The sequence below is a fragment of the Microbacterium sp. PRF11 genome (assembly GCF_031844085.1).
In the GTDB taxonomy this organism is placed as follows: Bacteria; Actinomycetota; Actinomycetes; order Actinomycetales; family Microbacteriaceae; genus Microbacterium.
This window is the reverse complement of record NZ_JAUZUP010000001.1, coordinates 942786-964623: the sequence shown is the minus strand read 5'-3', so window position 1 is coordinate 964623 and position 21838 is coordinate 942786. Positions and strand designations below refer to the sequence as shown.

Sequence of the window (21838 nt, the reverse complement as noted above, 5' to 3'; positions counted from 1 at the left end):
TCGGAGTGGCCCGCGGCCCTCGGCGGGCGTGGGGGCCGCGCCGGAATCGGAGCACCGCAACAGAATCGGATGGGTGGGGCCGCGGCATCCGAATCTGGTGTGCTTTTCCGATTCTGTGACGGCTCGCGCGAGGCGGCGGCGCTCAGCCGAAGATCATCGGCAGATCGTCGTCGTCGGCGCCCGACAGGTCGAGGTCGGCGACGACGGGGACGTGGTCGCTGGGAACCTCGCCCTTGCGCTCGTTGCGATGGATCTCGGCGCCCTGAACGGCGTCGGCGAAGGCCCGCGACCCGAGGATGAAGTCGATGCGCAGGCCCTCGTTGCGGGGGAAACGCAGCTGCTTGTAGTCCCAATAGGTGTAGCCGGTGGGGATGAGCGGACGGACGACGTCGGTCAGGCCGGCGGTCTCGAAGGCGGCGAAGGCCGCGCGCTCGGGCGGGGAGACGTGGGTGGTGGCGCCCTCGACGACCGTGGGGTCGCCGTTGTCGTCGTCGGTCGGGGCGATGTTGAAGTCGCCCGTCAGGGCGAGCGGCAGACCGGGGTCTTTCGCGAGGGTGTCGGAGGTGTACTGACGGAGCTTGTCGAGCCAGTCGAGCTTGTACACGTAGTGGGGATCGTCGAGCCCGCGACCGTTCGGTACGTACAGACTCCACACGCGGACGCCGTTGACGGTCGCGCCGATCGCGCGCGCCTCCTGCGGAAGGTCGGGCCCCTCTTTGCCCTTCTCGAAACCGGGCATGCCGGGGAAGCCGATCTCGACGTCTTCGAGGGGCTCACGGCTGGCGATCGCGACGCCGTTCCACTGGTTCAGACCGTGCGCGGCGACGTGGTAGCCCGCCTCCTCGAAGGCGGCGTACGGGAACTGCTCCGTCTTGCACTTGATCTCCTGCATCGCCAGCACGTCGATGTGCTCGCGCACGCAGAACTCGACGGTGCGGGTGACGCGGGCGCGGATGGAGTTGACGTTCCAGGTGGCCAGGCGCATGGCATCCAGCCTACTTTCGACCGCCGACATCGCCGTCCGGAACAGCCCCGGCGTGATCCGAACGGAGCACTAAACTCGACGCCGTGACCACCGCCTCCACGCCCGAGCTCGAAGCCGACCGTCAGGCCCTCATCGGCCTCATCAACGACGAGGCGGTGTTCCACGGCGACTTCACCCTCTCGAGCGGCAAGAAGGCGACGTACTACGTCGACATGCGCAAGCTCACGCTGGACCACCGCGCCGCCCCCGCGATCGGTCGTCTCGTGCTCGACCTCGTGAAGGACCTCGACGGCGTGGTCGCCGTCGGCGGGCTCACCCTCGGCGCCGACCCGATCGCCAACGCCGTCATGCACGAGTCCGTGCACGCCGGAACTCCGCTCGACGCCTTCGTCGTCCGCAAGGAGCCGAAGGACCACGGTCGCGGCCGCCAGATCGAGGGCGCCGACGTGAAGGGCAAGCGCGTCGTCGTCGTCGAGGACACCTCCACCACGGGCCAGTCCGCGCTCAAGGCCGTAGAGGCCCTGCGCCGGGAGGGCGCCGAGGTCGTCGCCGTCGCCGTGATCGTCGATCGCAAGACGGGCGCGCGGGCAGCGATCGAGGCCGAGGGACTGCAGTGGCTGGCATCCATCGACCTCGACGACCTCGGGCTCGCGCCGCAGTAAGCGGATCGAGGCCCGCGCGTCGAGTACAGGCCGTTCCGGCGGCTCCAGCGACCTGCCCCGTCCCGGTGAAGGGGCGGATGCCGTTGCGCGGGGCAGGACTCGATCTCGCGCGTACGCACGCGCGCTGTCATCAGAACAGGCCCACGCCGCCCCTGCTGCGGTGGCGTGGCCACGGGATGCCGGCCCCTCGGCGAGTGTCGTGCGTCCCGCGCGTCAGCCCGGACCGTCCCCCGGTCCGTCGAAGGGGTCACGACCACCGCCGCGCCGCGACCGGCGCCACTGGACGATGAACGCCACGAGCGTTCCCGCCGTGATGAAGAAGGCGACGATGAGCCAGAGGGTGCGGTCGTCCATGGTGTCTCCTCGGGGTCAGAGACCCGCTTCGAGGCCCTCTTCGCCGTCGGCGAGGTCGGTCTCGAGGGGCTCCGGGCGCACGAGCTCGGCGACGGAGCCGAGGATCTCGTCGGGACGGAACGGGTAGCGCTCGATCTCGCGCTGGTCGCTGATGCCGGTCATCACGAGCACCGTGTGCAGGCCCGCCTCGATGCCAGCGACGATGTCGGTGTCCATGCGATCGCCGATCATGCCGGTGTTCTCGCTGTGGGCGCCGATACGGTTGAGCGCGGAGCGGAACATCATCGGGTTGGGCTTGCCGACGATGTAGGGCTCCTTGCCGGTCGCCTTCGTGATGAGCGCCGCGATCGCGCCCGTCGCGGGGAGCACGCCCTCGGTCGAGGGGCCCGTGGCATCCGGATTGGTGGCGATGAAGCGCGCGCCGCCCCGGATGAAGCGGATGGCCTTGGTGATGGCCTCGAACGAGTAGTTGCGGGTCTCGCCGACCACCACGTAGTCGGGAGCGGTTTCGGTCATGATGAAGCCGGCTTCGTGCAGGGCGGTGGTCAGCCCCGCCTCACCGATGACGAAAGCCGAACCGCCGGGCATCTGCGACTGCAGGAAATCGGCGGTCGCCAGGGCCGAGGTCCAGATCGCCGCCTCGGGGACGACGAGCCCGGAGGCGCGGAGCCGGGCGCTCAGATCACGCGGCGTGAAGATGGAGTTGTTGGTCAGCACGAGGAACGGCGTGCCCTCGGAGCGCCACTGCGCGAGCAGCTCGGACGCCCCGGCGATGGGGGTGTTCTCGTGCACGAGGACGCCGTCCATGTCGGTCAGCCAGCACTCGATGTCGCCTCGGGTCCGCATGCGGTCAGCCTAGCCCCGACGTCCGACACTGCCCGGAAAAAGCAGGCGGAATGCGCGAGGGCGGGCCCGACCGAGGTCGTGACCCGCCCTTCCAGCGCGGTTTACTTGAACGCGTCCTTGACGTTCTCGCCGGCCTTCTTCGCGTCGGCCTTGGCCTGGTCGGCCTGGCCCTCGGCGGCGAGCTTGTCGTTGTCGGTCGCGTTGCCGATCGCTTCCTTCGCCTTGCCCACGATGTCCTGAGCGGCGTTCTTGATCTTGTCGTCGAGACCCATGATCTGACTCCTTGCTGTCGTGTCGGCGTCGGCGGCGGTTGTTTCGTCGCGACGGAGCGGGTGGCTCACAATGCAGACGCAGCGACCGCTCGAAACGTCACGCGCAATCCCGAGAAAGTTTTCCGCACGTCGATATTCCGCGGAAGGAATGAACCCGTGACGCGGTCGTGCGATCTCGTTAGGGTCGTAGGGTGGCGCGCACCGAATGGGACCCCGAGACGCTTCCCGATCTGACCGGGAAGACGTATCTCGTCACCGGCGCCACCGCGGGACTCGGCTTCTTCGCGTGCGAGCAGCTGACCGCCGCCGGCGCCCACGTGCTCCTGACCGGCCGCAACCCGCACAAGCTCGTCGCGGCGAAGGCCGCGGTGAAGCGGTCGACCCCGGATGCCGCGATCGAGACGCTCCTGCTCGACACCAGCAACATGGGGTCGGTGCGTGCTGCCGCGGCGACCGCCCGCGCTCGCGGACGACTCGACGGGTTGCTCTTGAACGCGGGGGTCGTGCACCCGCCGAAGGAGAGGGAGACGGTCGGCGGCCACGAGCTGGTGTTCGCCACCAACGTCCTCGGCCACTTCGCGCTCGCCGGCGAACTGCTCAAGCCCCTCGCCACCGCTCGCGGTCGGATGGTGTGGGTGGGCAGCATGTCGACGTCGATCTGGAAGCACGTCCCGACCGACCCGGAGCTCCGAGAGGGCTACACCCCGTGGCGGGCCTACGTGCAGTCGAAGGCCGCGACCACCGCGCTGGCCCTCGAGGCCGACAAGCGCCTGCGCGCGCACGGCGTACCGGTGCAGAGTCTCGTCGCGCATCCCGGCTACTCCACGAGCGGCCGCACGCGCGGGGTGCGCGGCGTGAACGAACCCACCCGTCGCACCCGGTTCTTCGACAACCTCCAGGCGCCGATCACGCAGTCGAAGGAGCAGGGGGCGTGGGCGCTGGTACGCGCTCTCGTCGACCCCGCGGCCGAGAGCGGCGAGATGTACGGTCCGGCCCTCATCGCGAAAGGCGCCCCACGCGTCGCCACGCCGGCGCGTCGCACGCGACGCAGCGAGCTGGGCGCCGACCTGTGGCGCTCGTGCGAGACGGCGACGCACGTGCGGTGGCCCTTCGACCGCGCCCGCCGCGCGGCATCCTGACCCTTCGCGCGGAACGTCCCTGTTTGGGAGGGGATTTTGCGGGCGGAGGCTCGCGTCCGGCGAGAACGTCCTCCCGCGGCCGATTCTCCTCCCGTGTGGGCTGCCGGGCGTGATCGCTGCGCCCGCTGCGCCCGCTGCGCCCGCTGCGCGGCATCCTGACCCTGCGCGCGGAACGTCCCCGTCCGGGAGGGGATGCCGCGTGCGGAGGGCCGATCGCGGCGGAAACGTCCTCCCGCGGCCGATTCTCCTCCCGTGCCCGCGCGCGTGCCCGGGCAGCGCCGCACAGGCCGTGCCCTCCCGGCGCGGCGACCGCGCCCGGCGCGCGTTCCGCCTCGGGAGCGGAGGGGATGCCGCGGGCGGAGGGCCGATCGCGGCGGAAACGTCCTCCCGCGGCCGATTCTCCTCCCGTGCCCGCGCGCGCCCGCCCGGGCAGCGCCGCACAGGCCGTGCCCTCCCGGCGCGGCGACCGCGCCCGCCGCGCGTTCCGCCTCGGGGGCGGAGGGAATTTAGCGGGTGGAGGATCGATCATGGCGCGGACGTCCTCCCGCGGCCGATTCTCCTCCCGTGCCCGCGCGCGCCCGCCCGGGCAGCGCCGCACAGGCCGTGCCCGCCCACCCGCGCCCGCCGCGCGGCATCCTGACCTCAGGCCGTCAACCACACCGAGATCGCGGCCCCGGCCGGAAGCGACACGTCGACGCCGTCCGCGCGCACGGTGTCGTCCGAGACGACCTCGAGCTCGTGGCCCACGTCGATGCGGCGCTCCACGAGCGCGCGCAGCAGCTCGGGGTCGCGATCGCTGACGCGGAGCACGCGGCCCGCGTGCCCGGTCGGCGCTTCGCCGAGGAGCACGAAGGGTTCGCGGTGCACCGTGCCGTCGGCATCCGGGATCGCATCGCCGTGCGGGTCGAACCGCGGGCGTCCGAGCCGTTGATCGATCCCCTCCAGGAGCCGGTCGCTGAGCGCGTGCTCGAGCACCTCGGCCTCGTCGTGCACCTCGTCCCACGCGTAGTCGAACTCGCGCACGAGCCAGGTCTCGATCAGACGGTGGCGCCGGATGACGGCGGCCGCCCGACGCTGCCCGGCCGGGGTGAGCGACACGGGACCGTACGGGCGGTGCGTCACGAGGCCTTGCGCGGCGAGCTTCTTCACCATCTCGGTGACGCTCGAGGGGGCGAGCCCCAGCACCCCGGCGAGCTGCGAGGGAGTGATGGGCGCGCTCTGCCACTCGGTGTGATGGTAGATCGCCTTCAGGTAGTCGTCGGACACGGGCGATTCCACGCCCGTCAGCCTATCCGCCGGTGAACACCAGCCACAGGAGCACGGCGTTCAGCCCGATGAGGAACACGGATGCCAGCACCCCGGCGACCGTGGTCGCGGGGCGGTTGCGGTGAGCGCCGAGCACGTCGCGTCGCGCGGTCAGGGCGACGAGCGGGACGAGGGCGAAGGGGATGCCGAACGACAGCACCACCTGGCTGAGCACGAGGGCGAGGGTCGGGTCGATGCCGAGGGCGAGGATCACGAGCGCCGGGACGAGCGTGATCAGGCGGCGGGCGAGGAGGGGAATCCGCGCGCGGAGGAGTCCCTGCATGATCTCGGCGCCGGCGTACGCGCCGACGGACGTCGAGGCGAGACCCGAGGCGAGCAGGCCCACGGCGAACAGGGTGGCGACGAGCGGTCCGAGGCCGTCGCGCAGCGCCGCGTACGCCCCCTCGAGGCTGTCGGTGCCGTCGACGCCGGCGAGGTTGGCGGCCGCGAGCAGCAGGATGGCGAGATTGACGGTGCCGGCCACGGCGAGGGCGATCGTGACGTCCCAGCGCGTCGCACGCAACAGGCGCGGTGTCGAGATGCCCCGTGCCGCTTCGAGTCCGTCGGCACCGAGCGGGGAGGAGGGGGCGAATCGGTCGCGCGAGAGCGCCGAGTGCGCGTAGATCGCGTGCGGCATGATCGTCGCGCCGAGGATGGATGCCGCCAGCAGCACCGAGGTGGACCCCTCGAACCGCGGGACGAGACCGCCGACCACCTCCGCCGGCTCGGGGGGCGCGAGGAAGAGTCCGAACGAGAAGCCGACCGCGATGATGACGAGCATCCCGATCAGGACGGTCTCGAAGGCGCGGGCGCCGCGGCGCGTCTGCACGAGCAGCAGTCCCATCGATACGACGCCGGTGATCGCCCCACCCCAGACGAGGGGGATGCCGAACAGCAGGTGCAGGGCGACGGCACCGCCGATGACCTCGGCGACGTCCGTCGCCATGGCCACCAGCTCGGCCTGCAGCCAGTACGCGCGCCGGGCCCAGGGGGAGCGGATGCGTCGCCCGAGCACCTGCGGGAGGCTTTCGCCGGTGACGATGCCGAGCTTGGCCGAGAGGTACTGGATGAGCCAGGCCATGACGTTGCCCAGCACCACGACCCACACGAGCAGGTAGCCGAAGGCGGCGCCGGCGGTCATGTTGCTCGCGACGTTGCCGGGGTCGAGGTAGGCCACGCCCGCGACCATCGCCGGACCCAGCAGCCACAGGCCGCGGCCCGGCGCGCGACGTCGGTCGACGGCATCCAGAGTTTTCGGCATGCCGAAACCCTAGCCATTTTTCGGGCGTCCGAAAAGCGGGTGTGGCGGTCGAGGTCACGTGCTCTCGACGAACAGACACGTCGTGTCGTGTCGGCTGGCGCACATCACGTGACCTCGGCGCGCGCTGTCGGCCCCGGCAGGACGTCGCCCCCCCCGCCGACGCCGAGCTGCCACCGCCGCCCCGCCGCCGCGGTCGGCGCCGCGAACTGAGCCGAGAGAACGCGCGGGTAGCCTGAGGCGGTGACGGATGCCGACGATCCCGCGCCCCCGACGGCGGATGCCGAGACGCCCGCGGAGACCGCGACCCACGGCGTCGGCCCCTGGGTCGGCGAATGGCCCGACGACCCGCGCTACGACCCCGAGCTGCTCGCCGAGGGCGACCGACGCAACGTCGTCGACGGCTACCGCTACTGGAGCATGGACGCGATCATCGCCGACCTCGATGCGAAGCGGCATCCGTTCCACGTCGCCATCGAGAACTGGCAGCACGACATGAACATCGGCACCATCGTGCGCAGCGCCAACGCCTTCCTGGCGGCCGAGGTGCACATCATCGGCAAGCGGCGGTGGAACCGCCGCGGGGCGATGGTGACCGATCGCTACCAGCACGTGCGCCACCACGAGGACGTCGCGGCGTTCGCCGACTGGGCGCGGGGCGCGGGACTGCCGGTGGTCGCGGTCGACAACGTCGACGGCTCGGTCCCGGTCGACCGTGCGGACCTTCCCGAGGCGTGCGTCCTGCTCTTCGGTCAGGAGGGACCGGGGCTCTCGCCCGAAGCGCTCGCGGCCGCCACGGGTGTGGTCGAGATCACCCAGTACGGCTCGACCCGGTCGCTCAACGCCGCGTCGGCGGCGGCCGTGATCATGTACGAGTGGTGCCGTCGCTGGGCGTGAGCCCGGACGCGACGATCAGTCGCCGGCCGTCATCCACGCCCGACCGCGGACGCGGAGCCCGAGCGTCAGGGCCCGCGCGAGCATGTACACGCCGAAGAACGCCGCGGCGAGCCACGCCAGACCGGCGGCACCGTTCCCCGCGAACAGGGCGACGAGCACCAGCGCGGGCACGTACGGCACGAGGTTGAGCAGGCCCGCGAGGGCGAGGTAGCGCACGTCTCCCGCGCCGATGAGCACCCCGTCGAGCACGAACACGAAAGCTGCGAGCGGCTGGGCGACGGCGAGCACGAGCAGGGCCGGTTGTATGAGTCGGGCGATCTCGGCGTCGCCCGTGAAGACGAGGCCGATCACCCCCGACCCCGCCGCGACGATCGCTCCCACGGCGATGCCGAACCACACGCCCCACGCGCTGGTGCGGCGCAGGACCCGGCCGACGGTGTCGGTGTCGGCGGCGCCCAGGGCACTGCCGATCAGCGCCTGCGCGGCGATCGCGAGGGCGTCGAGCGCGAATGCCGCGGTCGAGAACACGGTGAACGCGATCTGCCACCCGGCGAGCTCGGCTGAGCCCAGACCGGTCGCGACGGCGACGGTGGCGAGGAACGCCACACGCAGGCTCACGGTGCGCAGGAACAGCCAGCCGCCCGACCGTGCCGTGCCGGTCAGGCCGGCCCGCTGGGGACGGATGGATGCCGCGTGCCGCCGCGCGAGGCGGCGCGCGACGAGCACGTAGGCGCCGACCATGCCCCACTGCGCGACGACGGTGCCGATGGCGGACCCGGCGATGCCCCAGCCGAAGCCGTAGATGAAGAGGGCGTTGAGCGCGGCGTTGGCGCCGAAGCCGAGGCCGGCGATCCACAGCGGTGTGACAGTGTCTTGCATGCCGCGCAGGAGGCCGGTGGCCGCGAAGACGACGAGCATCGCGGGCAGACCCCACATCGAGATCGTCAGATAGGTGCGGGCGTTCTCGGCGACGTCGGGTGCCGCGCCGAACAGCGCGACCACCCCCGGGGTGGCGACCGAGCCGATGGCCGCGAGCAGGGCGCCGAGGCACAGCGCGAGCCACATGCCGTCGATGCCGACCGACACCGCCCTGCCGAGCTCTCCCGCACCGTAGCGTCGGGCGACGGCCGGGGTGGTCGAGTACGCGAGGAAGACCATGAGCCCGACGATCGTCTGGAGCACCGCCCCCGCGATGCCCAGTCCCGCCAACGGCGCCACACCGAGGTGCCCGACCATCGCCGCGTCGACGATGAGGAAGAGCGGCTCGGCGATGAGCGCCCCGAGGGCGGGGACGGCGAGCCGCAGGATCGAGCGGTTCAGCGTCTCGGGCGGGCGGGTCGTCACGCCCCGAGCCTAGGACCGAGCACCGACACCGCCCCGGCGGAGCGCGCCGCGTGACACGAGCCGGGCTCGCGCCGACGGGCCGGGGCGACGGCATCCCCCATCCGGGCGCCGACGGGGCGATGCCGTTCCGAGCCCGCACCGATCCGGGGCATCTATCCTGTCTGCATGACCGACACCCCCCGCTCCGGTCTCGCGCTCGACGAGCTCAGCGACGAGATCCGCCCGCAGGACGACCTGTTCCGCCACGTGAACGGACGCTGGCTGGAGCGCACCGAGATCCCCGACGACAAGGCCCGCTGGGGCTCGTTCCACCTCATCGCCGAGCAGGCCGAGGCGGACGTGCGCACCATCGTGCAGGAGACCCAGGATGCCGAGCCGGGCAGCGAAGCCCGCAAGATCGGCGACCTGTTCGCCAGCTTCATGGACACCGAGCGCATCGAGGCGCTCGGGCGCGAGCCCCTCGCTCCGCAGCTCGAGCGCGTCGACGGCGTCACCGACGTCCCCTCCCTGCTCCGCCTCATCGGCGAACTCGAGCGCGACGGGATCAGCGGCCTGTTGACCCTGTTCGTCGAGCCCGACCCGGGCGACCCGACCCGGTACGTCCCCGTCATCTACCAGGGCGGCATCTCGCTGCCCGACGAGAGCTACTACCGCCTCGACAACTTCGAGGAGACGCGCGCCGCGTACCGCGGGCACATCGAGCGGATCCTCGAGCTCGCCGGTGTCGCCGAGGCCGCGGCATCCGCGGATCACGTCTTCGCCCTCGAGACCGACCTGGCGACCCACCACTGGTCGCGCGAAGACAGCCGCGACTCGGTGAAGACGTACAACCTCATGTCGTGGGACGACACCGTCGCCCGTGCCGGCGTCGACCTCGAGCCGTGGCGCGCGGGCGTCGCCCCCGGCCACGAGGACGCCTTCGCCGAGGTGGTCGTGTACCAGCCGAGCTTCATCGAGTCGCTCGGCGGTCTGCTCGTCCAGGACCGCCTCGACGCGTGGAAGGCGTGGCTGCGCTTCAAGATCGTGCACGCCGCGGCCGCCTTCCTGTCCGAGGACTTCGTCGCCGAGAACTTCGCCTTCTACGGCACGCATCTCACCGGCGTCCCCGTCAACCGCGAGCGATGGAAGCGCGGCATCAGCCTCGCCGAAGCCGCGCTGGGCGAGGCGATCGGCAAGGTGTACGTCGAGCGGCACTTCAAGCCCGCCGCGAAGGACGCCATGGACGGCCTGGTCGCCAACCTCATCGAGGCGTACCGCCGGTCGATCCAGGGCCTGTCGTGGATGACCGACGAGACCCGCGAGCGCGCCCTCGCCAAGCTCGACACCTTCGTGCCGAAGATCGGCTACCCCGTGCGGTGGAAGGACTACTCCGAGCTCGAGGTCTCGGCCGACGATCTCGTCGGCAACGTCCGTCGTGCCCACGTGTGGGAGCACGACCGCCAGCTGGCGAAAGTCGGCCAGCCGATCGACCGCGACGAGTGGTACATGACCCCGCAGACGGTCAATGCGTACTACAACCCGCTGATGAACGAGATCGTGTTCCCCGCGGCCATCCTGCAGTACCCGTTCTTCGACGCCGACCGCGACGCCGCCGCCAACTACGGCGGTATCGGTGCGGTCATCGGGCACGAGATCGGCCACGGCTTCGACGACCAGGGGAGCCGCTTCGACGCCGACGGGTCGCTTCGCGACTGGTGGACGGATGCCGACCGCTCGGCGTTCGAGGAGCGCACCAAGGCCCTGATCGCCCAGTACGAGGCGCTCGTGCCGCAGGGGCTGAGCGAGGAGCACCACGTCAACGGCGCCCTCACGATCGGCGAGAACATCGGCGATCTCGGCGGGCTCGGCATCGCCATCGCCGCGTACCGCCTGTTCCTCGAGAGCCAGGGCGGGACCGACCCGGACGGCCCCGTCGTCGACGGCTACACCGGTATCCAGCGTCTGCTGCTGAGCTGGGCGCAGATCTGGCAGCAGAAGGGCCGCGACGCCGAGACGATCCGCCTGCTGACGATCGACCCGCACTCGCCGAACGAGTTCCGCTGCAACCAGATCGTGCGTAACATCGACGCGTTCTACGCGGCGTTCGACGTCACCGAGGGCGACGCCCTCTGGCTCGACGCCGACCAGCGCGTCACCATCTGGTGAGACGGCGTTTGTTGAGTTCCTGACCCGGAAGGAGCCACGCTCGTGGGCATGCCCCCGGTTCCCGAGCCCGCTTCGTCCTCCGACCCCGTCGGTGGGCCGGTGGAGTCGTCTCGTCGCGACGCACCGGCCCTGCGGGGGGCGGGTCGGAAGGGACCCAAGCGGCTGCCGCGACGTGCGGCCGCGGGGCGCCGGTCCTTCACCGCGACGCTGCGCGCGCTCGACGAACTCGCCTCGTCGGGGGCGCGGGTGTCGGTGCGCATCGACGACCTCGACGGCGGGGCGCCGGTGCTCGCGGGCGACGACTTCGTCACCCTGCCCGTCGGGGGTCTCGGCGTGGTGGCACTGCTGATCGAGGTGGCGGCGTCGTTCGAGTCGGGGCGGCTCGACGCGCTCGAGATCATCGACCGCGCTCAGGTGCACGGCGCCACGAACGGCGGCGTCTGGCAGCACCTCAAGGCCCCGGCGCTGCCGCTGAGCGACGTCGCGGTGCTCGCGGCCTCGTCGGGCGACGCGCTCGCGGTCAACGCCCTGCTGCACCGGGTCGGACTGCAGTCCGTGCGGGCGCGCATCGAGCAGCTCGGACTGCGCCGGACCGCGCTGTTGGATCGGTTCCGCGACGACCGCGGCCCCGACGACGCTCCGCACCTCGCCCTGTCGACGGCGCGCGAGATGGCGCAGCTGTTCGCCGGACTCGTGAACTCCACGATCGTCTCGCCGGGCGTCAGCGCGCAGGTCGCGGAGTGGCTGAGCCTGAATCACGACCTCTCGCTCGTGGCATCCGCCACCGGCCTCGATCCCTTCGCGCACGAGAACGACCAGCACGGACTGCTGTTCGTGAACAAGACCGGTCGCGCTCCCGGCGTCCGTGCGGAGGCGGGCGTGCTCGGCGGGCCCCGCTCGGCGGTGTCGTACGCCCTCATCGCCAATTTCGACGACCTCTCGATCGCGCACCGGCTGCGCGCGCACGATGCGTTCCGCGTGCTGGGGGTCGAGCTCATGGAGTACGTCTTCTAGTCCCACCCTTACCCCACGGGTAGAGCGCGGGGCCAGCCCGCGCGGGCATGTCGGGCCTCTTCGCTACAGTCCTCGAAACGCAGTGCGCGAGCCGAGGAGGGCAGTGATGAGCGCGATCGACGCCGCCCTCGTGGCGGTCGCCGCCGTGCTCGTGGCCTGCATCGCCGCGGGGCTCTGGCGCGGGGTTCGCGGTCCGACCGCCGAAGACCGTCTGACGGCCTTCGTCCTGCTCGGTACGAGCGGCGCGGCCCTGTTCATCGTCCTCGCCACGGCGCTCGGCGTCCCGGCGCTGCGCGACGTCGCCATCACGGTGGTCGCCCTCGCGACGGTCGCGGTCGTCGTGTTCACGCGGAGGCAACCGCGGTGATCGACGTCGTGGTGATCGGTCTGCTCGCGATCGGCGCGTGCTTCGTCGTCGTCGGCACCGTCGGCCTCATCCGCTTCCCCGATCTGCCGACGCGCCTGCACGCGGTGGCGAAGGCCGACAACCTCGGTCTGGGGTTCATCGTGCTCGCGCTCGTCGTCGACACGGTCGCGCGTCCGGGCGACGCCTCGCCCCTGGGCGTCGTGCTCAAACTCGTGCTCATCTGGATCCTGGCGCTGGTGGGGTCCGCCGCGAACTCCCATCTGCTCGCCGGTCACGCCCGTCAGCGCGAGGTCCCGGATGCCGTCGAACCCGGGTCGAACGACCCGGCGCGCAGCGGTCCCCGTCGTCGTCGGCGAGGAGGCGACGCGTGAGCGCTCTCGACCTGCTCGACGTCGTGGTGCTGGCGGCCGTCGTGCTGACCGCGTTCGTCGCGCTGCTGGTCCCCGGGCGGGCGGCCGCGCACACGGCGTTCCTCATCTTCGGCATCCTGCTCGCGGTGCTGTGGGGTCGGGTCGACGCACCCGACGTCGCGATCGCCGAGGCCGCGCTCGGCGGCGGCATCGCGGGTGCGCTGCTCGTCGACGCGCTCGAGCGGCGCACGCCGCCGGTGCCCGGCGGTCGCGAGACCCCGCGCGTCGTGGTCGCCGTCATCGTCGGGGCGGTGGCGGCGGCCGCCCTCGTGGCCGTCGTGCGCGAGATCCCGCTCGCCCCGGCCCCGCTCGCCGCCGAGGCCCTCGGCGAGCTCGGGCGCACCGGGGTGAGCAACCCGGTGACGGCCGTGCTGCTGAACTACCGCAGCCTCGACACCCTCCTCGAGATCGCCGTCCTCGTCGTCGCCGTCTCCGCCGTCGGCGCGGTCTCGCGCGAGGGCGTCCGACCGCTGCGCGAGAGCGAACCGATCCGGCGCGCGCTCGCCCTCGTCCTCGTCCCCGTCCTGCTCGTCCTCGCGCTGTGGATCCTCGTCGCCGGCTCGAGCCAGCCGGGAGGGGCGTTCCAGGCCGGTGCCCTCGGCGCCGCCGCTCTCGTGATCGGGCACTTGTGCGGCATCCCGTACGCCACCCCGCGGGGACGCGGGGCGCTCGCGATCGCCGGTGGGGGTGTCGTGGCCTTCGTCGTGCTCGGCGTGATCGGTCTGGGCTCCACGGGAGCGTGGCTCGGGCTCGACCCGGCGTGGGCGGGGGCGGCGATCCTCGCGATCGAGGCGGTGCTCGCGGTCTCGATCTCGGTGGCGCTGGCCGCGATCTTCCTCGCCGCGGGAGCGGTCGACGCCCGACGCGCGGGGGTGCGGCCATGACCACCGTCTCGCTGTTCCTCGCCGCCGGGGTCGTGATCTTCGCCGTCGGCATCGCGGTCCACCTGCTGGTGCGCGACCTCATCCGTCGCATCGTCACGCTGAACGTGGCCTCGGGCGGCGTCATGCTCGTCTTCCTCGCGCTCGCCGACCGTCGGCCCGACGGCGTCGCCCCCGACCCCGTGCCGCAGGCGCTCGTGCTGACCGGGATCGTCGTCATGGCTGCGATCACGGGTCTCGCGCTGGCCCTCGCCCGACGGGTCGAGTCGATGGATGCCGAGAACGAGACGCCCGCGGGGGAGGAGCCCTCGTGAGTGTGCTCGTGCCCCTCGTCGTCCTCGTGCCGCTGGTGGGGGCGATGGTCGTCGCGGTGCTGCCCGCTCGCGCGCGCCCCGCGGTGACGATCGTGGCGCTCGTGCTCACGGGCGTCGTCGTCGGCGTGCTCGCCGGGGGCATGGCATCCACCGGTCCGGTGCGCACGGAGCTCGCGGGATGGGCGCCGCCCCTGGGGATCGCGCTCGTCGCGGACGGGCCGTCGGTCGTCATGCTCGCCCTGTCGAGCATCGTGGTCCTCGCCGCCGCGGTCGCGGGGACCATCGACGGGCGGTTGATCGGGTCGGCGTCGTTCTGGCCGCTGGTGGGAGCAGCGACCGCCGCAGTCAACGGCGTCTTCGTCGCGGGCGACCTGTTCAGCATCTACGTGCTGCTCGAACTGCTCACGCTGGCGGCCGTCGGCCTCGTGGCCCTCGGGGGCGAGAAGGCGACGGCCCCGGCGCTGCGCTACCTGTTCGTCGCGGTGGTCGGTTCGCTGTTCTATTTGCTCGCGGTCGCGCTGATCTACGGTGCCACGGGCACCATCGACCTCGCCCTCGCCGCCGAGCGCCTGCCCGACGGTGCACTGGCGGCGGCCGTGGTCGCCCTGGTGGCCGTCGGCATGGCGGCGAAGATGGCGCTGTTCCCGCTGCACTCGTGGCTGCCGGTCGCCCACCCCGCGGCCCCGGCGGCGGTCAGCGCCCTGCTGTCGGCCCTGGTCATCAAGGCGTCGCTGTTCGTACTGTGGCGCGTGTTCTCGCAGCTCGCCCCCGCGACGGGCGTCGCGCCGCTGCTGGGCACGGCGCTTGCGGCGGCCGGGGCCGCGGGTGTCGTGTGGGGTGGGGTGATGGCCCTGCGCCGAGATCGGCTCAAGACGGTCATCGCCTACTCCACCGTGGCGCAGGTGGGGTACCTGGTGCTCATGCTGCCGCTGCTCGGTTCGGTCGCGGGTGCCGACGCGGCCTGGAGCGGCGGCATCGTGCTCGCCGTCGCCCACGGGTTGGCGAAGGCCGCGATGTTCCTCGCGGCGGGGGTCCTGGTCGTGGGGTACGGCGGTGATCGGCTCGAGGGGCTGCACGGCGCCCTCGCGCGCATGCCGCTCACTGTGGCCACGATCGGCGTCGCCGGTGTGAGTCTGGCCGGGCTTCCCCCGGCGCTCGGATTCGTGGGCAAGTGGCAGCTGCTCCAGGCGTCGCTGGCCGAGGGCTCGTGGTGGCTGGTCGCGGTGCTGCTGGTGGGCGGCCTGCTCACCTTCGCCTACACGGGGCGCATGATCGCGGCGATATTCAACGTGCCCGGCGAGGAGCCCCCGCCGCTGCGCGAGAAGCCGCGTCGGGGGCTGGCCGCGGTGCCGTTCGTGCTGGCGGCGATGTCGGTGGTGCTGGGGCTGTTCCCCGGACCCGTCGTCGATCTGCTGGTCGGTTCCCTTCCGACGGGAGGTCCGTCGTGGTGACCCCCAGCGTCATGCCGGTCGTGCTGATCCTCACGTCGCTCGTGCCGGCGCTCATCATCTTCGGCCTGCCGGAGGACAAGCGCTGGCTGCGGACGACCCTCAATCTCACCGGCGCCGTCGCGAAGATCGTGCTCGTCGCCGCCCTCATCCCGCTCGTGCTGCAGGGGGAGCAGTTGCGGACCGAGTTCGCGTGGATCCCGGGCCTGCCGATCGTGTTCGTGACCGACGCGTTCTCGCTGTTCTTCGTCGCCCTCTCGGCCGGATTGTGGCTGGCGACGACCATCTACGCCATCGGCTACCTCGAGGGCGCGCCCAACCGCAGCCGCTTCTTCGGCTTCTTCAGCCTGTGCGTCACCGCGACGACCGGCATCGCGCTGGCGGAGAACCTCGTCACCTTCCTCATCTTCTTCGAGCTGCTCACGCTCGTCACCTATCCGCTCGTCTCGCACCGGGGCACGGCGGCGGCCCTGCGCGGGGCGCGCGTCTACCTCGGCTACACGCTCGTCGGCGGTGTTGTGCTGCTGCTGGGCGTGGCCTGGTTGACGCTCGAGGTCGGCCCGGTCGACTTCCGTCCCGGCGGCATCCCCGAGGTGGTCGCGTTCGCCGAGCGCGACCCCGTGAAGGCCACGGTCATCGGGGCGCTCCTGCTGACGGGGGTGGGTGTGAAGGCCGCCCTGTTCCCGCTGCACGGCTGGCTGCCGGTGGCCATGGTGGCCCCCGCCCCGGTGAGCGCGCTCCTGCACGCGGTCGCCGTGGTCAAGGCCGGAGCCTTCGGCATCATCCGCGTCGTCGAAGACACCTTCGGGCTGCAGACGGCCGCCGACCTCGGGCTCCTCACGGTGCTCGCCGCCGTGGCATCCGTGACGATCGTGTACGGGTCGGTCCGCGCCCTCGCGCAGGACGACCTCAAGAAACGTCTCGCGTACTCGACCGTGTCGCAGGTGGCCTACATCGCCCTGGGCGCGGCCCTGCTCTCGCCTCTCGCGACCGCCGGGGCGATCGCGCACATGGTCAACCAGGGGTTCATGAAGATCACGCTCTTCTTCTGCGCCGGGCTCTACGCGGAGGAGCTGGGACTGTCGAAGGTCAGCCAGCTTGCCGGCGTCGGGCGACGGATGCCGCTGACCACGGCCGCCTTCACCGTCGCCGCCCTGGGCATGATCGGTCTGCCGCCGCTGGCCGGGTTCGTGTCGAAGTGGGCGCTCGGGGTCGGCGGGCTCGAAGCTGCGCAACCATGGGTGGTCGCGGTGCTGCTGACCAGCACGATGCTGAACGCGGCGTACTTCCTGCCGGTGATCGTGGCGATGTGGACGAAGGCGCCCGTGAAGGCCGAGGCCGACGGGGCCGCCCCCGATCTGACCGACCCGGTGCCCGAGGACGAGCTCAGCGGCGAGGGCGCGGGAGGGGAGCCGGTGCGACGCCTCGAGGCACCGGCCGCCCTGCTGCTTCCCGCTCTGGCGACCGCCGTCTTCGTCGTGGGTCTCGGCGTCGCGGCGGGGTGGGAGTACTCCCCCTGGTCGATCGCGAAGATCATCGCGGACGGAGCGTGGCCGTGATCTGGATCCCCGCGTTCCTCGTGCCGCTGACCGTCGCCGCGGTCATCGGCGGCCTCGGCCGCCTGGGCGGTCTCCGCGCGCACCGGGTGCGCGCGTGGGTCGTGCGCCTGTCGTGGGTGGCCGTGCTCCCCGCGGCGCTCGCCGCCCTGACCGATCCGGGTGGCGTGCACCGCGTCGACTGGATGCTGCTGGGCACGACGATCTCGGCCGACGCGATCGGCCGGCCCCTCGTGTTGATGGCGACGGGTCTCTACGCGCTCGCGCTGTCGTTCGTCGTGCGCGCGAAGTCGCGGCGCACGCACGTGCTGACCGCCTTTCTGCTGCTGTGCTTCACGGGCAACATCGCGGTTTTCGTGGCGGCCGACCTCGTGACGTTCTACCTCGCGTTCGCCGCGATGAGCTTCCTCGGGTACGCGATCGTCGTGCACGATCTCACTCCCGCCGCGCGCGGTGCCGGCTCCGTGTACCTCGTGCTCACGGTGGCGGGGGAGTGCGCGGTGCTGGCCGCGCTGATGATCCTCGGCGCCGAGGGCGTGATGTCGGTCGCCGATGCGCCCGCTGCGGTGGCGGCGTCGCCGTCGCGCGACGTGCTGATCGCCCTGCTGCTCGTGGGCTTCGGCGTGAAGGCGGGCACCGTTCCGCTGCACGTGTGGCTGCCGCTCGCGCATCCCGCCGCTCCGAGCCCCGCCAGTGCGGTGCTCTCGGGCGCCATGCTCAAGGCGGGGATCGTGGGGTGGCTGCGCTTCCTCCCCCTCGGTGAGGGGGCGGGGGAGCCCGTGTGGGGTGCGGTGTTCCTCGCGCTCGGACTCGTCGGCGGCCTGCTCGCCGTGCCGGTGGGCGTGCTCCACGACAATCCAAAGGTCGTGCTCGCCTACAGCAGCATCAGCCAGATGGGCTTCCTCGCCGCCGTCGTCGGCGCGGCCCTCGTCGATCCCGGCCTCGCACCCGCGTGCGTCGCCGCGGTTGTCGTCTACAGCGTGGCGCACGGCCTGGTGAAGGGCGTCCTCTTCCTCGGCGTGCAGGCGTGGGATGCCGAACGCATCCCGCGCGCGATCGTGCTGGTCGCGCTCGCCGTGGCATCCCTGGCGCTCGTCGGCGTGCCGTTCACGAGCGGGTACATCGCCAAGTACGCCGGGAAGGAAGCGGTGGGCGACGTGGTCGCGCCGCTCGTGCCGGTGGCGGTCGCCGACGTCCTGCCCTGGTTCGGCGTCGGCTCGACGCTGCTGCTGGCGCGGTTTTTCATCGTCCTCGTTCGTCGCGAGCGCCACGCCCACCGCACCGCCGTGTCGCGCGACATCGCCTGGGTGCTCGTGTGCGTCGGAGCGGTCGTCCCGGTCGCCGCCCTCGCCGAGATCCTGTCCCCGCCCGTGTCGGTGCCCGAGTGGTTCTCGCCGGGCACGATGTGGGGGCAGACCTGGCCGTTGCTGCTGGGACTCGCGGTCGCTGCGGGTGCGTGGGCTCTCGCGCGGCGTCTGCCCGCGTCGCGCCTGTTGCATCCGCGCGGCGACGTGGTTCCGCCCGGCGATGTCGTCGTCGTCGAGGAGCGCGCGGCGCACGCCCTCGGGCGGGGGATCGCCCGGGCCTCCGAGGGGCTGGGCCACGCGCGGGAGTCGGCGCTCACGGCCGCCCGCCGAGCACCCTCCGCGGGTCCCCTGCTGGACCGGGTCCAGGGTGGGCTGGGTACCTGGGTGGGGTCGGGGGTGGTCCTCGCCGTCCTCCTGGCCGCGGCGCTGTGGGCCGCCGTCGCGACGGGAGCGCTGCCGTGATCGTGTCGCTCCTCGTCCGTCTGATCGCCGTCGCTGTGCTGTGGGCCGCCGCGACCGAGCTGGCCCCCTCGGCGTTGGGATACGGCCTCGTCGCCGTGCCGGTGGTCGTGGCGGTGACCTTCGTGCTCGTCCCGCTCCGGCCGTCGCGGTCGCGCGCTCCGGTGGGGCGGCGGGTCGGCGGCATCCTGAGGCTCGTCGCGCTCGCCGGGTGGGTGCTGTGGCGCTCGGTCGTGGGTGGGATCGACGTGGCCCGCAGGGCGCTGTCGCTGCCGCGGCCCGCGATCGCCCCCGAGTGGAGCGTGTACCGGACGACGCTCTCCTCGCGCGCGGGGCGCGTGGCGCTCGCGCTCGTGATGAACCTCATGCCCGGGAGCCTCTCGGCACGCCTCGACGCCGATCGCCTGGAGGTCCACGCGATCGACCCGGCGATCGACGTGCACGCGTCGATCGCGGCTCTCGAACAGCGCCTCGCGCGCGTGGAACAGGCGTTCGCGTAAGCGGTGCGCAATGGTGCCCCAACCCGGGTGGGAACGCAATCCCTCGTCACGCGTCCGGGGTGCTGGAACGCTGGTGGCCTCGAAACGAAAGGTTCCGCCATGTCCGACTCCGCTGCCACCACCGACCCGTTCTCGGACTCCCGCGGTCCCGAGGGGCACTCGATCACCGACTGGACCGACCTCGGCCGCGAGATGTGGTCGTACCTCACCGGCCGCGGCGCCGCGGTGAACTACTCGTTCGTCGACATGACGATCGAGGTGCCCCGTGACATCGGCCCCGACGCGCCGCGCGCCACGTGGAAGCTCAACGGCACCCTGCGCGTCACCACGAACGACGACACCGCGGCCGGGTCCGACCCGTACCGCGGCAACTGAGGGGCGGCGCCGTCATGGTGCGCCTCGACATCGACCTCAGCTTCTCGGAGGAGGAGGTCGGGTCGGATGCCGACGTGCCCCCGTTCGAGGGCACGATCACCGCCGCGGGGACCGAGGTCCGCATCGTGGTGAGCGACCCGTCGCGTTTGCCGGGCAACGGTCGCCGCACGCTGGCCGAGCTGTCCACGGTCGCCGAGGCCTTGGCATCCCGGGGGATCTCGGTGAAGCTCGAGGGCCCGGACGGACCGATCCTGCAGCTCGGCGACGTCAAGAGCGGCGCGCTGCAACGCGTCATCACGGGGTCCAAGCACATCCGGCTCGGGTCGGTCTCGGCGGTGGCTCCGTTGCTGGTGCGCCGCAACGGCGACCGCACGCTGACCTTCCCGATCCCGCCCGAGACGCCCCTGCCGCTCGTGCCCACGATCAACCGCACGGTGCGCCGCCGCATCACGACGACGCACTACACGCCCGGTTCCGGTCGTCCGCGTCTGATCTTCGCGGTGGGCGACTCGTCGTGGGACGGCTCGCGTCCGCGCGAGTTCGACCTGCTGCCGACGAAGACCGTGATCGGCTCGGGCGAGGAGGCCGACCTGCGCCTGCCGGGTCTCGCGCCGATCCACGCCGAGATCCGCCACGAGGGCGACGACGAGTACGTGCTGTACGGCTTCGACCAGGTCGGCGGCGGTGGGGCCCGCGAGCAAGGTCCGGGCCGCGACCGCGGCGGCCGCATCCTGCGCACCGGGGCGCGCATCGAGCTGGGCGACTGGCGGTTGGCGTACTTCCGCGCCGAGTTCGCCGACCACGGCCGGCCCTACGGCGGGCGTCAGGGCGGCGAGTTCTCCGACCAGCGCAAGCAGCCGCCGCGCGGCGGCACGGGACCGTTGAGCCGGGCGAGCGACCCGGAGTGACGCCGGGACCGGCCGGCCCGTGCTGGTCGGCCGGTCTCGCCGCAGCGGAGGGGGCGCCGGCGGGCAGGGGATGCCGGGACGCCCGGCCCGCGTCAGAAGACGATGGTGTGGTTGCCGTGGCGGATGATGCGGTCCTCGGCGTGCCACAGCACGGCACGCGACAGCACCTGGCGCTCCACGTCGGCGCCGCGGCGGGCGAGTTCGGCGGCCGAGTCGGCGTGGGTCACGCGCACGGTGTCCTGCTCGATGATCGGACCCTCGTCGAGGTCGCTCGTGACGTAGTGCGAGGTCGCGCCGATGAGCTTCACGCCGCGCTCCTTCGCCTTCTTGTACGGCTCCGCGCCGATGAAGGCCGGCAGGAACGAGTGGTGGATGTTGATCACCGGCACGCCGATCTTCTCGAGGAAGTCGGGCGAGAGGATCTGCATGTACCGGGCCAGCACGACGAAGTCGACGTTGCCGACGAGCAGCTCGAGGATGCGGGCCTCGGATGCCGACTTGTCCGGCCCGGGCGTCGACGGAACGTGGAAGAAGGGCACGCCGAACGAGCGCACGTCCTCAGCGGCGGTGGTGTGGTTCGACACGACCATCGGGATGCTGACCGGCAGGTCGCCCCGGCGGTGACGCCACAGCAGGTCGAGCAGGCAGTGGTCCTGCTTCGAGGCGAGGATCGCCATGCGCTTGGGCGTCGACAGGTCGGTGAGGGTCCATTCGAGCTCGAAGCCCTCGCCGAGGGTCTTCGCGAGGTCGGCCTCGATCTCGGGCAGGGCCGCCGCGAGGTTCGGTCGGTGGAAGACCACGCGCTGGAAGTAGGCGCCGCCGCGGGGGTCGTCGGAGTACTGGTCGAACGCGACGATGTTGCCGCCCTGACGCGCGATGAGCGCCGACACCGCGGCGATGATGCCGGGGGTGTCGCTGCCGTGGACGATGAGGCACGCGTGATCGGGCTGCAGGTGGGGGCTCGCGGAGACCATCGGACCATTATTCCGTGCGCCGATGGCGTCGCCGACCACGGGCGGTGTCGTTTCGGGGCGCCGTCGGTGGCCCCGGGGCCACGTGCGGCGCCCCGGGGCCACGGGTGAGCGCCGCCCG

General features: G+C 72.1%; 23 protein-coding genes. 15 read left to right on the top strand and 8 right to left on the bottom strand.

The genetic code is table 11. The annotated features are described in order from the left end of the window. Positions 1-142: 142 nt before the first annotated feature. On the bottom strand, positions 143-985 hold the full coding sequence (locus Q9R20_RS04565) for an exodeoxyribonuclease III (protein ID WP_311248205.1): 843 nt from the start codon (positions 983-985) through the stop codon (positions 143-145). Between the two features lie 83 nt (positions 986-1068). Here Q9R20_RS04565 and pyrE point away from each other — a divergent pair, with 83 nt between their 5' ends. Continuing rightward, a complete protein-coding gene (pyrE, locus tag Q9R20_RS04560; RefSeq protein WP_311248204.1) occupies positions 1069-1647 on the top strand; it encodes an orotate phosphoribosyltransferase in 579 nt (192 codons plus the stop codon). Positions 1648-1860: 213 nt separating this feature from the next. On the opposite strand, the gene Q9R20_RS04555 is transcribed toward pyrE, so the two are convergent. The 3 genes from Q9R20_RS04555 to Q9R20_RS04545 all read right to left on the bottom strand — a co-directional run bounded on the left by Q9R20_RS04555 (position 1861) and on the right by Q9R20_RS04545 (position 3119). Further along, on the bottom strand, positions 1861-2001 hold the full coding sequence (locus Q9R20_RS04555; protein ID WP_311248203.1) for a hypothetical protein: 141 nt from the start codon (positions 1999-2001) through the stop codon (positions 1861-1863). Between the two features lie 15 nt (positions 2002-2016). Continuing rightward, positions 2017-2847: an HAD-IIA family hydrolase gene (locus Q9R20_RS04550; protein WP_295840175.1), complete on the bottom strand. Its 831-nt coding sequence runs from the start codon at positions 2845-2847 to the stop codon at positions 2017-2019. A 101-nt stretch (positions 2848-2948) separates the two neighbouring features. Then, complete coding sequence (locus Q9R20_RS04545; RefSeq protein WP_311248202.1) at positions 2949-3119, bottom strand: CsbD family protein; 171 nt, start codon at positions 3117-3119, stop codon at positions 2949-2951. A 191-nt stretch (positions 3120-3310) separates the two neighbouring features. On the opposite strand from Q9R20_RS04545, the gene Q9R20_RS04540 reads away from it, so the two are divergent. After that, positions 3311-4258, top strand: coding sequence for an SDR family NAD(P)-dependent oxidoreductase (locus tag Q9R20_RS04540; protein WP_311248201.1), 948 nt, complete (start codon positions 3311-3313; stop codon positions 4256-4258). A 642-nt stretch (positions 4259-4900) separates the two neighbouring features. Here the strand turns inward: Q9R20_RS04540 and Q9R20_RS04535 are convergent. Next, on the bottom strand, positions 4901-5536 hold the full coding sequence (locus tag Q9R20_RS04535) for a metal-dependent transcriptional regulator (protein ID WP_311248200.1): 636 nt from the start codon (positions 5534-5536) through the stop codon (positions 4901-4903). A 10-nt stretch (positions 5537-5546) separates the two neighbouring features. Then, a complete protein-coding gene (locus tag Q9R20_RS04530) occupies positions 5547-6824 on the bottom strand; it encodes an Nramp family divalent metal transporter (RefSeq protein WP_311248199.1) in 1278 nt (425 codons plus the stop codon). A gap of 240 nt (positions 6825-7064) precedes the next feature. On the opposite strand from Q9R20_RS04530, the gene Q9R20_RS04525 reads away from it, so the two are divergent. Continuing rightward, a complete protein-coding gene (locus Q9R20_RS04525) occupies positions 7065-7718 on the top strand; it encodes an RNA methyltransferase (RefSeq protein ID WP_311248198.1) in 654 nt (217 codons plus the stop codon). A 15-nt stretch (positions 7719-7733) separates the two neighbouring features. Here Q9R20_RS04525 and Q9R20_RS04520 read toward each other — a convergent pair whose 3' ends face one another. Next, positions 7734-9062 carry an MATE family efflux transporter gene (locus Q9R20_RS04520; RefSeq protein WP_311248197.1) on the bottom strand — a complete coding sequence of 443 codons (1329 nt, stop codon included), beginning with the start codon at positions 9060-9062 and terminating at the stop codon, positions 7734-7736. A gap of 165 nt (positions 9063-9227) precedes the next feature. Between Q9R20_RS04520 and Q9R20_RS04515 the strand changes: the two genes are divergently transcribed. The 12 genes from Q9R20_RS04515 to Q9R20_RS04460 all read left to right on the top strand — a co-directional run bounded on the left by Q9R20_RS04515 (position 9228) and on the right by Q9R20_RS04460 (position 20746). Next, complete coding sequence (locus tag Q9R20_RS04515; RefSeq protein ID WP_311248196.1) at positions 9228-11207, top strand: M13-type metalloendopeptidase; 1980 nt, start codon at positions 9228-9230, stop codon at positions 11205-11207. Positions 11208-11255: 48 nt separating this feature from the next. Further along, complete coding sequence (locus Q9R20_RS04510) at positions 11256-12221, top strand: serine hydrolase (RefSeq protein WP_396653655.1); 966 nt, start codon at positions 11256-11258, stop codon at positions 12219-12221. A gap of 106 nt (positions 12222-12327) precedes the next feature. Beyond that, positions 12328-12588 carry a monovalent cation/H+ antiporter complex subunit F gene (locus Q9R20_RS04505; protein WP_311248194.1) on the top strand — a complete coding sequence of 87 codons (261 nt, stop codon included), beginning with the start codon at positions 12328-12330 and terminating at the stop codon, positions 12586-12588. Continuing rightward, positions 12585-12959, top strand: coding sequence for a monovalent cation/H(+) antiporter subunit G (locus tag Q9R20_RS04500; protein WP_311248193.1), 375 nt, complete (start codon positions 12585-12587; stop codon positions 12957-12959). Before Q9R20_RS04505 ends, Q9R20_RS04500 begins: the two co-directional genes overlap by 4 nt. Beyond that, positions 12956-13882 (top strand): hydrogenase subunit MbhD domain-containing protein, encoded by a 927-nt coding sequence (locus Q9R20_RS04495; RefSeq protein WP_311248192.1) that lies wholly within the window; start codon positions 12956-12958, stop codon positions 13880-13882. Before Q9R20_RS04500 ends, Q9R20_RS04495 begins: the two co-directional genes overlap by 4 nt. Beyond that, a complete protein-coding gene (locus Q9R20_RS04490; RefSeq protein ID WP_311248191.1) occupies positions 13879-14193 on the top strand; it encodes an NADH-quinone oxidoreductase subunit K in 315 nt (104 codons plus the stop codon). Before Q9R20_RS04495 ends, Q9R20_RS04490 begins: the two co-directional genes overlap by 4 nt. After that, positions 14190-15644: a proton-conducting transporter membrane subunit gene (locus Q9R20_RS04485; protein ID WP_311248190.1), complete on the top strand. Its 1455-nt coding sequence runs from the start codon at positions 14190-14192 to the stop codon at positions 15642-15644. Before Q9R20_RS04490 ends, Q9R20_RS04485 begins: the two co-directional genes overlap by 4 nt. Beyond that, positions 15641-17200 carry a proton-conducting transporter membrane subunit gene (locus Q9R20_RS04480; RefSeq protein WP_311248189.1) on the top strand — a complete coding sequence of 520 codons (1560 nt, stop codon included), beginning with the start codon at positions 15641-15643 and terminating at the stop codon, positions 17198-17200. Before Q9R20_RS04485 ends, Q9R20_RS04480 begins: the two co-directional genes overlap by 4 nt. Then, positions 17197-18966, top strand: coding sequence for a complex I subunit 5 family protein (locus tag Q9R20_RS04475; protein ID WP_311248188.1), 1770 nt, complete (start codon positions 17197-17199; stop codon positions 18964-18966). The genes Q9R20_RS04480 and Q9R20_RS04475 overlap by 4 nt, the downstream gene beginning before the upstream one ends. Next, positions 18963-19463, top strand: coding sequence for a Na+/H+ antiporter subunit E (locus Q9R20_RS04470; protein ID WP_311248187.1), 501 nt, complete (start codon positions 18963-18965; stop codon positions 19461-19463). The genes Q9R20_RS04475 and Q9R20_RS04470 overlap by 4 nt, the downstream gene beginning before the upstream one ends. Positions 19464-19562: 99 nt before the next feature. Next, the gene (locus Q9R20_RS04465; RefSeq protein WP_311248186.1) at positions 19563-19838 is read left to right on the top strand and encodes a hypothetical protein; all 276 of its coding nucleotides are present in this window, start codon (positions 19563-19565) and stop codon (positions 19836-19838) included. 14 nt (positions 19839-19852) lie between these two features. Then, positions 19853-20746 (top strand): FHA domain-containing protein, encoded by an 894-nt coding sequence (locus Q9R20_RS04460; RefSeq protein WP_311248185.1) that lies wholly within the window; start codon positions 19853-19855, stop codon positions 20744-20746. A gap of 92 nt (positions 20747-20838) precedes the next feature. On the opposite strand, the gene purU is transcribed toward Q9R20_RS04460, so the two are convergent. Beyond that, positions 20839-21720: a formyltetrahydrofolate deformylase gene (purU, locus tag Q9R20_RS04455; RefSeq protein ID WP_311248184.1), complete on the bottom strand. Its 882-nt coding sequence runs from the start codon at positions 21718-21720 to the stop codon at positions 20839-20841. Positions 21721-21838: the final 118 nt, after the last annotated feature.

Bases quoted from the DNA above. Each gene is read 5' to 3' on its own strand.
- Q9R20_RS04460 (WP_311248185.1), top strand. From the start codon at position 19,853: ATGGTGCGCCTCGACATCGACCTCAGCTTCTCGGAGGAGGAGGTCGGG.
- Q9R20_RS04515 (WP_311248196.1), top strand. From the start codon at position 9,228: ATGACCGACACCCCCCGCTCCGGTCTCGCGCTCGACGAGCTCAGCGAC.
- Q9R20_RS04505 (WP_311248194.1), top strand. From the start codon at position 12,328: ATGAGCGCGATCGACGCCGCCCTCGTGGCGGTCGCCGCCGTGCTCGTG.
- Q9R20_RS04465 (WP_311248186.1), top strand. From the start codon at position 19,563: ATGTCCGACTCCGCTGCCACCACCGACCCGTTCTCGGACTCCCGCGGT.
- Q9R20_RS04555 (WP_311248203.1), bottom strand. From the start codon at position 2,001: ATGGACGACCGCACCCTCTGGCTCATCGTCGCCTTCTTCATCACGGCG.
- Q9R20_RS04530 (WP_311248199.1), bottom strand. From the start codon at position 6,824: ATGCCGAAAACTCTGGATGCCGTCGACCGACGTCGCGCGCCGGGCCGC.
- purU (WP_311248184.1), bottom strand. From the start codon at position 21,720: ATGGTCTCCGCGAGCCCCCACCTGCAGCCCGATCACGCGTGCCTCATC.
- Q9R20_RS04510 (WP_396653655.1), top strand. From the start codon at position 11,256: ATGCCCCCGGTTCCCGAGCCCGCTTCGTCCTCCGACCCCGTCGGTGGG.
- Q9R20_RS04550 (WP_295840175.1), bottom strand. From the start codon at position 2,847: ATGCGGACCCGAGGCGACATCGAGTGCTGGCTGACCGACATGGACGGC.
- Q9R20_RS04545 (WP_311248202.1), bottom strand. From the start codon at position 3,119: ATGGGTCTCGACGACAAGATCAAGAACGCCGCTCAGGACATCGTGGGC.
- Q9R20_RS04490 (WP_311248191.1), top strand. From the start codon at position 13,879: ATGACCACCGTCTCGCTGTTCCTCGCCGCCGGGGTCGTGATCTTCGCC.
- Q9R20_RS04565 (WP_311248205.1), bottom strand. From the start codon at position 985: ATGCGCCTGGCCACCTGGAACGTCAACTCCATCCGCGCCCGCGTCACC.